Raw genomic sequence first — 12,496 nt, 5'->3', positions numbered from 1 at the left:
ATAATTGGTATTAGACGTAACATGTTTAATATAGAAAAAAGAGACTAAAAAGGAGGAATATGAATGACTAAGAAGCTTTGGACATTATTAGTAGTATTGATAGCTTTTATGTTGGTCCTTGGAGCGTGTAATAATAAGGAAGAAACAACTCCAGCTCCAGCTGAAACTTCCGATTCTGGGAAAAAAGATGATGGAGAAAAGGAGGATACAGAGGAAGCGGAGAAAGAGACAGCCACTGAAGAAAATGATTCTCCATTCCCAATTTCTATGGAAACAGAAGGAAACGCAATTTCTGGAGGTACCTTAAAAGTTGCGTTAGTTAAGGATAGCCCATTCCAAGGGGTATTCGCTTATTCGCTTTATGAAGATGCCTATGATGCAGAAATTTTACAATATGCATCTAATTCTATCTTTGAAATAGATGGAGACTTCTTGATTAGTGATAAAGGAATTGCTAGCCTAGAAGTAGATCAAGAAAACAAAAAAGCAACTATTAAAATCCGTGAGGGTATAAAATGGTCTGACGGAGAACCTCTTAAAGTGGAAGATTTAATTCAACCATATTTAATTATTGGTCATCCAGATTATACTGGTGTACGTTATGATGCAGATTTTCAAAATATAGTTGGCGCAATTGAGTATCATGATGGTAAAGCAGATACTATTTCCGGGTTAAAGAAAATTGATGAAACAACTTTAGAAATTTCACTAATTCAAGTCTCACCGGCAATATTTAGTGGAGGAGATGGACTGTGGACTTATGCAGAGCCAAGCCATATTGTTAAAGATTTACCAGTGGCTACTCTAATTGAATCTGATCCAGTTCGAAAAAATCCAGTCACACTTGGTGCGTTCGTGATAGAAAAAATTGTCCCTGGTGAATCAGTACAATTAGTAGCAAATGAAAATCACTGGAGAGGTAAACCAAAATTAGATGGCGTATTAGTAAAAGTAGTACCACCAACTTCTATTTCAGTTGCTATGCAATCTGGAGAGTATGATATCGCTTCAAATTTCAGTGCAGCAAAAATTGAAGAAATTAAAAACTTTGATAATCTTGAAATTTTAGGACGACAAGAATTGTATTACCAATACCTAGCGTTTAAAGTAGGTAAATGGGATTCTACAAAAGGGGAAGTAGTAACAGACATCGAAAACGCTAAAATGGGAGATCAAAAATTACGTCAAGCAATGGGATATGCTTTAGATGTAGAACAAGTTGCTGAAGTATATTATAATAACCTCCGTGAACGTGCGAACTCTATGTTACCGCCAGTATTTAAATCATTCTATGATAAATCTTTACAAGGTTACACTTATGATCCAGATAAAGCGAATGCATTATTAGATGAAGCTGGTTATAAAGATGTTAACAATGATGGTCTTCGCGAAGATCCAGAAGGTAAACCATTTGAAATTAAGTATGCTACAGCTGCTGGTGATGATATAGCGGAAGATATCACTCAATTCTTCTTGCAAAATTGGAAAGATGTTGGCTTAAATGTTAAGTTAACTACTGGACGCACAATTGAATTTAATGCATTCTATGACATGGTAGAAGCAGATGATCCTGAAATTGACATGTATACGGCAGCATTTGGAACAGGATCTGACCCATCACCATCGGGCTTATATTCAAAGAAAGCAAAGTTTAACTATAGTCGTTACACATCTGACTTCTTAGAGGATACATTAGCTAACATAAACTCACCAAAAGCTTTTGACTCAGCATATCGCGCTGAGCAATTTAGAGCATTCCAAGAGCATATGGAAGAAATGGCAGTTGTAATTCCACTAACTTACAGATTTGAGATCATTCCAGTTAACAAACGACTTAAAAACTATAATATTGATTACTCAGAAGGCACTTACTTACATGAACTTGAGCTAACTGCTGAAGAGCCAATTAAATCTGCTAAATAATATTGATAAAAAAACCGCTCCTAGACGAAAGTTTAGGAGCGGTTTTTCATATGTTTTAAGAAGGATGTGATACTAATGAGACTACTAATATTCTTAATAAGCTATGGAATAGCAATTATCAGCTGCTCCCACCTAGTGTTATATTTAAACTTTCTATCTTTAGGCTATTCTTGGAGTTCTGTTTTACTATATATGGTTAACTCTAAGGACTTTATAATCTTTTGTATATCAATATTGGGATTAACGATTAGCGTCTTCTACCGAGACCCATTGCGGCTTCCATCTTAGCAAGTGTATCATTTGCCAATTGGTTAGCCTTTTCTGCTCCGCGATCTAGAATGGAATCTAATTCTGATGAATTTAGTAATTCCTCATATCTTTGTTGAATAGGAGCAAAATGATTAATAATTGCTTCAGCAACAGATGCTTTAAAATCTCCGTAGCCTTTTCCTTCGTAGTTTGCAACGAGCGTAGGAATCGGTGTACCTGTTAAAGCTGATTCTATTGTTAATAAATTTGAAACTCCTGGTTTGTTTTCAGGGTCAAAGGCTACGATACCTTCTGAATCGGTGACAGAGCTTTTAATTTTCTTTTCTATTTGCTTTGGTGTATCTAAAATACGAATGGTTGCTTTTTGGTTGGGATCCGACTTGCTCATTTTCTTCATTGGATCTTGAAGTGATTTGATACGAGCGCCGTATTTAGGTAGCTGAATTTCGGGTATAGTTAAAACATTCCCATATCTTTTATTAAATCGTTCAGCCAAATCCCGAGTTAGTTCAATATGCTGCTTCTGGTCATCCCCAACAGGCACAATATTTGTTTGGTAAAGAAGAATGTCAGCCGCCATTAGCGGTGGGTAAGTTAATAGCCCAGCAGTAACTCCGTCTTTGCCATCCGATTTATCTTTAAATTGAGTCATTCTTTCTAATTCCCCAATATGAGAAATACATTGCATCATCCATCCTGCTTTTGCGTGAGCGGGAACTTCTGATTGTACAAACAGAATAGATTTTTCTGGATCAATTCCTACAGCTAGATATAAGGCTGCTAGGGAACGAATATGTTTTTGTAGCTCCTGTGGATCCTGTGCAACTGTAATCGCATGCTGGTCCACGATACAAAAAATACATTCATTCTCATTTTGTAAATCTATAAACTGTCTAAATGCACCAATATAATTCCCTAATGTAATTGTACCAGTTGGTTGTACGCCTGAAAAAAGTGTTTTCATTCAATTTTCCTCCTTATATAAAAAAACATCATGCATCCCTAAAAAGGGACGAATGATGTAATATCCGTGGTACCACCCAGCTTGCTATAAAAATAGCCACTCTTCTTCATAACGTGAAGGAAACGGTATAAGCTACTTAAGATTCACTCATACTGCTCAGAAGCCCATTCCATTTAAGGTATGATCTGCTCACAGCACCCGCAGACTCTCTAAACATACGTTATAAATGTACTTTTCTTCCTCAAAGCTCTTTTATATAGTTTTGATTATTATATATAGAAGAAACTCAAAAATCAAGGGATAAAATTATCCATAATAGAAAAATAATGCAATACAAGTACAAGCTAAAATAGATAACCCTAACGCGAGAATTGGCTTAGGGGAGAAGGAGAAAACTTCGGAAGGAAGTCGCATATTTTCTATTTCATCTCTTAAGTGCTTTCGCGTAAAAAATTTTCTGGAGCTAGATACATATAAATCAAAAAATCCGCCTGAAACAACATATGTTACTAATCCTAAAAATGTTATACCTCCTCCTATATAAAAGGAAATATTAGCGTATGTTTCCAAATCGATATGTTTATATATTAAAAGTATTAGCAAAAAGATTATAATCTGTGCACTTAAAAAATATATTATCTTCTTTTTCATATTTCACCTCTATCAAAAATATTATAGAAGATTTGTTTAAAATAATCAAAACTAATAAAAAATAAAGAAAATAATTAACAAAATAGTTACTAAATTTTCACAATCGTTAGGACAATGTAATGATTTTGTTACAAGACTGTAAAAATATTTATAAAAAGCTATGTACAACTCTCTTATAAAATGTATAATAATAAATGTAATGAATTTTTCTGAATATTAGGGAGGTTATTTTTTTGAAGAATAGCAAATTAGTATGGCTATTAAGCCTACTGTTAGTTGTAGGGCTATTCCTAGCTGCATGTGGCGGCGAAAAGGAAGCAGAACCAGCTGACAAACCAGACTCAACAGACACACCAGAAACAGAAGCTCCAGAAGAAGCAAAAATTGATGAAGAGCAAGTACTAAACTTAATCGCGGGTGCTGAAATTCCAACTCTTGACTCTGCTTTAGTAACTGACTCAGTAGGTTTCGATCTACTAGGCAACATAAATGAAGGTCTTTATCGTTTGAACCAAGAAAACGTAGCTATACCTGCTATTGCTGAAGGTGAGCCAACTATTTCTGAAGATGGATTAGTTTATACGTTCAAATTACGTGATGCTAATTGGTCTGATGGTTCTCCAGTAACTGCAAATGACTTTGAATTTGCTTGGAAACGCGCTATGAACCCAGATACTGCATCTGAATACGGTCCATACATGATGGAAGGCGTTATCAAAAATGCAACTCAAATTGTTGCAGGTGAAGTTGAGTATACTGAATTAGGTGTTAAAGCTCTTGATGAGAAAACATTAGAAGTTACTCTTGAAAAACCAGTTCCTTACTTCTTGTCATTAATGTCATTTGGAACATTCTTACCACAAAAAGAAGAATTCGTTACAACTCAAGGTGCAAATTACTCTAAAAACTCTGAAGCACTTTTATACAACGGTCCATTCGCATTACAAGATTGGGATGGAACAGGGTTAAACTGGAAACTAGTTAAAAACGAACAATATTGGGATAAAGACACTGTTAAACTTACTGAAATTAACTACGATGTAGTAAAAGAGACAGCTACTGCTGTTAACCTTTACAGTAATGGTGAAAAAGACCGTGCTGGTCTATCTGGTGAATACGCAATGCAATATGCTAATGATCCAGAACTAGTAACTGAAATGGATGCATCTGTATTCTACTTCAAGTACAATCAACAACGTAATGGAGAGCCAACTCCACTTGCTAACGTAAATATTCGTGAAGCAGTTTCAAAAGCAATCAATAAGCAAGATTTAGTTGATGTAGTTTTAGCTAATGGTTCTGTTCCAGCTCACTACTTAGTACCAAAAGGATTTACTTTTGATGCTGATGCTAATGACTTCCGCGATGTAAATGGAGATATGTCTGTATTTAACGTAGAAGAAGCGAAAGCAGCTTGGGATAAAGGATTAAAAGAGTTAGGCGTTACTGAGCTTACTCTAGAAATTCTTGGTGGAGACACTGATATTTCTAAAAAAATGGATGAGTATTTCAAAAACCAATTAGAAACAAACCTACCAGGTTTAACTGTTACTCTTAAAGAAGTACCATTTGCTGTGCGCTTAGATCTTGACACAAATCAAGACTATGACATTCAAGTTGCAGGTTGGGGACCAGATTACCAAGATCCTTACACTTTCATGAATTTATGGTTAACTGACGGTGGTAACAACCAAATGTCTTATTCAAACCCTAAATATGATGAGCTAGTAAATTCTGCTAACACTGAATTAGCACTAGACGCAGAAGCTCGTTGGCAAGCACTTGCTGATGCTGAAAAACTTCTAATTGATGAAGATTTCGGTATTGGACCGATTTACCAACGTGGTACTATGCAACTTCTAAAACCATATGTTAAAGGTGTTGTATCTCACCAAATTGGTGGAGACTATAGCTACAAATGGGCATATATCGAAGGTAAGAACTAATTAGTATAAAGCTGTAAAAATCTCATAAAATGAGAGTATATGTATTCCTTTAGGAACATATACTCTCTTTTTAAATGAGTCGAAATATACGAAATATTTTTACTATAAAATATAATTTTGACAAATTACTATTTTTTTTGTTTAATATATAGATTAGTAAAATTATTTATAAAATTTAGGAGGTGCAAAGATGGCAAAATATATTCTGCGTCGTGTTTTTTATATGTTTATCACGCTTTTCCTGATTGCTACAGCTACATTTTTCTTGATGAAGACGCTACCAGGATCCCCTATAAGCTCTGCTTCAAAACTATCCCCAGCTCAACTTGAAATAGTGGAAGCGAAATATGGATTGAATGATCCCATTCCCGTCCAGTATGCAAATTACATGCTTAACTTAGTTCAAGGTGATTTAGGTAACTCGTTTCAGTTTAAAAATGCTGAAGTTACTGATTTAATTCTTAGCCGAATCGGACCGTCTTTCCAAATTGGTGCTCAAGGTTTAATCGCAGGTGTTTTAGTAGGAATTATTCTTGGAATGATTGCTGCTTTAAAACAAAATACAATTTGGGATTATAGCAGTACAATCGTTGCTATTATCGGTATTTCTATACCATCTTTTGTATTTGCAACATTATTACAATATTGGTTAGGTGTGAAATGGCAAATACTTCCTGTGGCTTTATGGAAAGATGGATGGGCTTCAAGTATTATGCCGTCGATTGCATTAGCTATGGGACCGTTAGCTACCGCTGCACGTTTTATTCGAACAGAGATGGTCGAAGTATTGAGCTCTGATTATATTACACTAGCAAAATCTAAAGGAGCAAATGGTACTGAAATTGCATTTAAACATGCTTTGCGTAATGCTTTAATACCATTAGTAACAGTACTTGGTCCAATGGCGGCTGGATTGCTAACCGGGTCATTAGTAATTGAACAAATATTTGCAATCCCAGGAATCGGTGAACAATTCGTTAAATCTATTAATACAAATGATTATTCTATTATTATGGGTACTACTATTTTCTTCTCTGTATTCTTAATTGTTGTAATATTCATTATAGATTTGCTTTATGGAATTATTGATCCGCGTATTCGTTTGTCAGGAGGTAAGAACTAAATGAGTCAAGACTTAAAAAAGTTACCTGCTGAATCATTTAACAGAGTTCAAGTAGATAGTAGCCAAGCAGAAAAAATTTCTAAGCCAAGTGTTAGCTTTTGGAAAGATGCCTGGTACCGTATAAGAAAGAATAAAGCTGCTATCGTTAGTGTTTTTATACTATTGATTATTCTTGTTATGTCACTTATTGGTCCACATATTGGCCCGCATGATGCAGAGACACAAACAATTACCCATGCTAACTTACCACCAAAAGTTCCTGGAATTGAAAAACTGGGTATTATGGATGGGTACGGCAACTTGGCAGGTAAAGAAGTAGATTTATATGAATTAAAGAAAGTAGACACATATTATTGGTTCGGAACTGACGGTTTGGGCCGTGACATGTTTGCGCGAGTATGGGAAGGAACCCAGGTATCTCTTTTCATTGCCTTTATGGCTGCGTTAATTGACATGGTAATTGGAGTAGCCTATGGAGGAATTTCTGGTTACTACGGTGGTCGTGTAGACGACGTCATGCAGCGTATAGTAGAAATTCTTATCGGTATTCCAAATTTAGTAATCGTTATTCTCATGATTATGTTTATGGATCCTGGTATCACAGCGATTATTATTGCCATTACGATAACCGGATGGATTGGTATGTCTCGTGTAGTTCGAGCACAGGTTTTGAAATATAAGAACCAAGAGTTCGTTTTGGCTGCCCGTACGCTAGGTGCTTCAAATAATAGAATCATAACAAAACATATTCTTCCGAATGTTTTGAGTATTGTTGTTATAAATACGATGTTTACAATACCTAGTGCAATTTTCTTCGAAGCTTTCTTAAGCTTTATCGGGTTGGGATTACAGCCACCTGCTGCATCTTTAGGTACGTTGATTAATGATGGTGTTAAATTACTTAAATTCCAACCACATATTTTAGTATACCCAGCTGTAATCATAAGCTTACTAATGCTGTCCTTTAACTTGCTAGGTGATGGTTTAAGGGATGCACTAGATCCGAAGATGAAAGACTAAAGGAGGAAAGCAAGGATGGAAAAAATATTAGAAGTTAAAGATCTAGAGCTTTCCTTCCATACTTTTGCAGGAGAGGTTAAAGCCATTCGTGGTGTTAACTTCGATCTTTTAAAAGGTGAAACACTTGCAATTGTAGGGGAGTCTGGTTCTGGTAAGTCAGTTACAACTAAGGCGATTATGCGTTTACTACCTGAGTCTAGCTCAGAATTTAAAAATGGACAAATTCTTTTCAATGGAAAAGATTTAACAAAGCTTACTGATAAAGAAATGCAAAAGATTCGTGGGAAAGACATCTCCATGATTTTTCAGGATCCTATGACATCCTTGAATCCAACGATGACTATAGGTAAGCAAATTATGGAGCCAATTTTAAAGCATCGTAAAGTAAGTAAGGCAGAGGCTAGAAAAATAGCAGTAGATTTATTGCGACTAGTTGGTATGCCAAAGCCTGAGGCACGTATTAAACAATACCCTCACCAATTTTCTGGAGGTCAGCGTCAACGTATTGTTATTGCAATTGCTCTTGCTTGTAATCCACAAATATTAATAGCTGATGAACCAACAACAGCATTAGATGTAACTATTCAAGCGCAAATATTAGAGTTAATGAAAGATTTACAGAAGAAGATTGATACATCAATCATCTTTATTACACATGATTTAGGTGTAGTAGCTAATGTTGCAGATCGAGTAGCGGTAATGTATGGTGGGAAAATTGTAGAAACAGGAACTGTAGATGAGATTTTCTATAATCCTCAGCATCCATATACATGGGGCTTGTTAAGTTCTATGCCTTCATTAGACACAGCAGAAGAAAAGTTGTATGCAATTCCAGGAACACCTCCTGATTTGTTAAATCCGCCTAAAGGGGATGCTTTTGCCCTTCGTAGTGACTATGCACTGAAAATAGATTTAGAGGAATCACCTCCATTCTTTAAAGTTAGTGATACACATTATGCTGCTACTTGGTTATTGCATCCAGATGCACCAAAAGTAGAGCCACCTGCATCAATAGTTGAACGTATGAAAAAGTTCCCTGGAAGTCGTTACTACGAAGGGAGTGTAAACTAATGGTTGAAAAATTACTTGAAATAAAAAATTTAAAACAATATTTTAATGAAGGTAAAGAAAATGAAGTTCGTGCCGTAGATGACATTAGCTTTGACATCTATAAAGGTGAAACGTTAGGTTTAGTAGGAGAATCAGGCTGTGGTAAATCCACAACTGGACGAACTATTATTCGACTATATGACGCCACTGAAGGAAAAGTAATTTATGATGGTGTTAATGTACATGACAAAAAATCTAAAAAAGATTTGAAAATCTTTAATCGTAAAATGCAAATGATTTTCCAAGATCCTTATGCATCATTAAATCCACGTATGAAAGTGTTGGATATAATTGCGGAAGGTTTAGATATTCATGGACTAGTTAAAAATCAAACAGAACGCAAGGCACGGGTTATTCAGTTATTGGAAACAGTTGGACTTAATAAAGAACATGCTGAACGTTATCCACATGAATTCTCTGGTGGTCAACGTCAACGTCTTGGTATTGCAAGAGCTTTAGCAGTTGAACCTGAGTTTATTATAGCGGATGAACCAATCTCAGCTCTAGATGTATCAATCCAAGCACAAGTAGTTAACTTATTGAAGGAACTGCAAGAAGAAAAAGGATTAACTTACCTTTTCATTGCGCATGACCTTTCAATGGTGAAATATATCTCGGATCGAATTGGAGTTATGTATTTCGGTAAACTAGTGGAGCTAGCTCCTGCCGAAGAACTATACTTGAACCCATTACATCCATACACGCAATCGTTGCTGTCTGCTATACCTCTTCCGGATCCTAATTACGAGCGTACTCGTGTGCGTAAATCTTATGATCCGTCAGTTCATAATTATGCAGATGGAGAAGAAATTGCAATGCGAGAAGTTACTCCAGGTCACTTTGTATTTTGTTCGGAGAAAGAATTCAAAGAACTAAAAGCTATTTCTCAATCACGTGTTTAATAAAATTTTTAATAATAGTAGGCTGAATCGAAGAAATTCGAATTAGCCTACTTTTTTATAGGTTGGAGTTAAATGGTTATTGATAATATTTGTACAAAGTTAATATTTTTTCACTAAACCTAGATAGTAACCTATATCTATGGAAGAATATATAAAATATAAAGTTCTAAACTTCGCAAAAAAAGTTTAGTTAAATGCTATTATGGATAAATAAATATATACCCTAAAAATGTCTAATTAAACTTTAATACGAAGAGAGACAAATAATAAAGTTAAATTTTTGATTAATTAGGAATTTTATATCCATATTAGACTTATTGACTCTTTTCATCGAAGGATATAGTTGTTAGAATGTTAGACGTAAAGAAAGGAAGACGGTTATCATGCACAGAATAATAAAAGGAATTTTTGCAACGATGTTAGGTGTGTTTATCGTAGCACCTGTAGTAACTGCAGCAGAGACAAAATCTTTCTCAAATGAATTTACTGCAAAAGAATATGGCTACAAAACAATCGAGGAATCATTAGTAACCTCGTCCAAACTATTTGTCTACGATTCAGGTCTGACTTTTAACTACCCAGATGCAGTAAGAGGTGTTTATGTGACAGGTCACTCTGCGGGCGGGGAGAAATTCAATCAATTAGTCGAGTTAATGGATGCAACAGAGTTAAATGCCATGGTAATTGACATTAAAGATGATTTTGGAAATCTTACTTATAAACCTAAAGAGGATTCTCCTTTGGTTAAATATGAAATAGGTAAACCATACATAAAGGATCTTAGAGGAGTACTTGAAACGATGGAGGAAAAAGAAATCTATCCAATTGCCCGAGTCGTAGTATTTAAAGATACTGAACTAGCTGAAAGAAAACCGGAATTATCGTTTGTAGATAACGGTTCCGTTTGGAAGAATGGAAGAGGTGAAGCATTTGTCAATCCCTTTATGCAAGAAGTATGGGATTATAATGTAGAAATTGCTATCGAAGCTGCAAAAATGGGCTTTAAAGAAATACAGTTTGACTATGTTCGTTTTCCAGAGGGCTTTGAAAAAAGGGATACAACACTTAAATATGGCATAGGTAAATATGGCGAATCGGATTTGGATTCTACGCAAAAAAGAGTATCAGCGGTAACTGACTTTGTTGCTTATGCAAGAGAAAAACTTAAGCCTTATGGAGTCCAAGTATCTGTGGATATATTTGGGTATTCAGCAACACTTCCTGAAGCACCAGGTATTGGGCAAAATTTTTCTAAAATCTCCGAAAACGTAGATGTGATTTCATCTATGATTTATCCAAGTCACTGGACATCCTATTTCGGCATTGCTAAGCCGGATTTAGAGCCTTACCGTCTTGTTCAAGAGTATGCAAAGGTGGAGAATGCTAAACTAGCAGAATTAGAAAGCCCTCCGGTATCAAGACCATGGCTTCAAGACTTTACAGCTTCATACCTAGGTAAAGGCAATTACCTTGTATACGGAAAAGAAGAGGTTGAAGCACAAATTAAGGCGTTAAATGAAGCAGGGATAAATGAATTCTTATTATGGAATGCAGGTAATAAATATTCTTCTGGTGTAGATTACACTCCGATAAATTAATCCATTAAAAAGTAGGCGATTGCCTACTTTTTTTGATTTAGAAAGTAAGAAGAATCATTTTACTCGGAGTTATCTGTGCTCCTCAAGCAATTTTTTTATTCGAAAGGAGGCAACAAGAGGTTTTACAAATTGTATCTTTGGGAATAACTAATTATATAATAGAAGTGCAATGATTAGATCAATTCATTTTAAGAATTTTGCCATCAGAGAAATGTAGTTTTTTTGTCATAATGAAACTTTTCTTCATGGAAAACGTACTATATAGTGTAACAGCAATTTTCATTAGTAGCTGACTAAATGAGAATGATATTTTTTATAAAATTATGTTTAGGATCTTATGAAAATGGGTATTAATGTATTAAAAGGCACATTATTATTTTAGAAATATATTAAAATGTACACTTTATGAACGTTCTTTCAAATACTAATGCTTTCAGAAAATATTTCAAATAAATGTATTTTAAATACCTATATATTAGTGTATACTAATAAAAGTATTCAACTTAATTAAATTAATTATAATCTACTTTATATAACACAAGTAACAATCGAGAGGAAGTGTTTTTTGAATGATGGTTACATTATTTACTTCACCAAGCTGTACTTCATGTAGAAAAGCAAAAGCATGGTTAGAAGAGCATGAAATTCCTTACACGGAACGTAATATTTTCTCAGAACCTTTGAGTATTAGTGAAATTAAAGAAATACTTCGCATGACAGAAGACGGTACAGATGAAATTATTTCAACCCGATCTAAAATTTTTCAAAAGTTAAATGTAGATGTGGAGAGCTTGCCACTTCAAAGATTGTACGAGTTAATACAAGAATATCCTGGTTTACTACGTAGACCAATTATATTAGATGAAAAACGTTTACAAGTCGGATATAATGAAGACGAAATTCGTAGATTTTTACCTAGAAAGGTCCGTGCTTATCAGTTATTGGAAGCACAACGACTTGTTAATTAGTGCATAATAAAGCTGGTGGTT

General features: G+C 34.9%; 10 protein-coding genes and 1 other annotated feature. Of the genes, 8 read left to right on the top strand and 2 right to left on the bottom strand.

Annotated features, from left to right (window positions below):
* The first annotated feature begins 63 nt into the window (after positions 1-63).
* Positions 64-1,923: an oligopeptide ABC transporter substrate-binding protein gene (locus tag D0S48_RS06810; RefSeq protein ID WP_151110795.1), complete on the top strand. Its 1,860-nt coding sequence runs from the start codon at positions 64-66 to the stop codon at positions 1,921-1,923.
* 247 nt (positions 1,924-2,170) lie between these two features.
* Here the strand turns inward: D0S48_RS06810 and trpS are convergent, their stop codons facing one another.
* On the bottom strand, positions 2,171-3,157 hold the full coding sequence (gene trpS, locus D0S48_RS06805; protein WP_144537714.1) for a tryptophan--tRNA ligase: 987 nt from the start codon (positions 3,155-3,157) through the stop codon (positions 2,171-2,173).
* 41 nt (positions 3,158-3,198) lie between these two features.
* Positions 3,199-3,411: a binding site (T-box leader), on the bottom strand.
* A gap of 52 nt (positions 3,412-3,463) precedes the next feature.
* Positions 3,464-3,808, bottom strand: a complete 345-nt coding sequence (locus D0S48_RS06800; RefSeq protein ID WP_144537716.1) for a DUF3899 domain-containing protein — start codon at positions 3,806-3,808, stop codon at positions 3,464-3,466.
* A 233-nt stretch (positions 3,809-4,041) separates the two neighbouring features.
* On the opposite strand from D0S48_RS06800, the gene D0S48_RS06795 reads away from it, so the two are divergent.
* The 7 genes from D0S48_RS06795 to spxA all read left to right on the top strand — a co-directional run bounded on the left by D0S48_RS06795 (position 4,042) and on the right by spxA (position 12,475).
* A complete protein-coding gene (locus tag D0S48_RS06795) occupies positions 4,042-5,754 on the top strand; it encodes a peptide ABC transporter substrate-binding protein (protein ID WP_151110793.1) in 1,713 nt (570 codons plus the stop codon).
* A gap of 190 nt (positions 5,755-5,944) precedes the next feature.
* Complete coding sequence (opp3b, locus tag D0S48_RS06790; RefSeq protein ID WP_144537720.1) at positions 5,945-6,877, top strand: oligopeptide ABC transporter permease; 933 nt, start codon at positions 5,945-5,947, stop codon at positions 6,875-6,877.
* Positions 6,878-7,897, top strand: coding sequence for an oligopeptide ABC transporter permease (opp3C, locus tag D0S48_RS06785; RefSeq protein ID WP_151110791.1), 1,020 nt, complete (start codon positions 6,878-6,880; stop codon positions 7,895-7,897).
* 15 nt (positions 7,898-7,912) lie between these two features.
* Positions 7,913-8,968, top strand: coding sequence for an ABC transporter ATP-binding protein (locus tag D0S48_RS06780; RefSeq protein WP_144537724.1), 1,056 nt, complete (start codon positions 7,913-7,915; stop codon positions 8,966-8,968).
* Positions 8,968-9,909, top strand: coding sequence for an ABC transporter ATP-binding protein (locus D0S48_RS06775; RefSeq protein ID WP_151110789.1), 942 nt, complete (start codon positions 8,968-8,970; stop codon positions 9,907-9,909). Before D0S48_RS06780 ends, D0S48_RS06775 begins: the two co-directional genes overlap by 1 nt.
* Positions 9,910-10,292: 383 nt before the next feature.
* Entirely contained in the window at positions 10,293-11,507 is a 1,215-nt protein-coding gene (locus D0S48_RS06770) for a putative glycoside hydrolase (protein ID WP_151110787.1), read from the top strand.
* 572 nt (positions 11,508-12,079) lie between these two features.
* Positions 12,080-12,475 (top strand): transcriptional regulator SpxA, encoded by a 396-nt coding sequence (spxA, locus tag D0S48_RS06765; protein WP_186318146.1) that lies wholly within the window; start codon positions 12,080-12,082, stop codon positions 12,473-12,475.
* Positions 12,476-12,496 lie beyond the last annotated feature (21 nt).

The organism is Psychrobacillus sp. AK 1817 (assembly GCF_008807035.1).
In the GTDB taxonomy this organism is placed as follows: Bacteria; Bacillota; Bacilli; order Bacillales_A; family Planococcaceae; genus Psychrobacillus; species Psychrobacillus faecigallinarum.
The sequence above is the reverse complement of the archived record's forward strand: the minus strand, read 5'-3'. Positions and strand labels throughout refer to the sequence as shown.

Bases quoted from the DNA above. Each gene is read 5' to 3' on its own strand.
- D0S48_RS06810 (WP_151110795.1), top strand. From the start codon at position 64: ATGACTAAGAAGCTTTGGACATTATTAGTAGTATTGATAGCTTTTATG.
- trpS (WP_144537714.1), bottom strand. From the start codon at position 3,157: ATGAAAACACTTTTTTCAGGCGTACAACCAACTGGTACAATTACATTA.
- D0S48_RS06800 (WP_144537716.1), bottom strand. From the start codon at position 3,808: ATGAAAAAGAAGATAATATATTTTTTAAGTGCACAGATTATAATCTTT.
- opp3b (WP_144537720.1), top strand. From the start codon at position 5,945: ATGGCAAAATATATTCTGCGTCGTGTTTTTTATATGTTTATCACGCTT.
- opp3C (WP_151110791.1), top strand. From the start codon at position 6,878: ATGAGTCAAGACTTAAAAAAGTTACCTGCTGAATCATTTAACAGAGTT.
- D0S48_RS06780 (WP_144537724.1), top strand. From the start codon at position 7,913: ATGGAAAAAATATTAGAAGTTAAAGATCTAGAGCTTTCCTTCCATACT.
- D0S48_RS06775 (WP_151110789.1), top strand. From the start codon at position 8,968: ATGGTTGAAAAATTACTTGAAATAAAAAATTTAAAACAATATTTTAAT.
- D0S48_RS06770 (WP_151110787.1), top strand. From the start codon at position 10,293: ATGCACAGAATAATAAAAGGAATTTTTGCAACGATGTTAGGTGTGTTT.
- spxA (WP_186318146.1), top strand. From the start codon at position 12,080: ATGGTTACATTATTTACTTCACCAAGCTGTACTTCATGTAGAAAAGCA.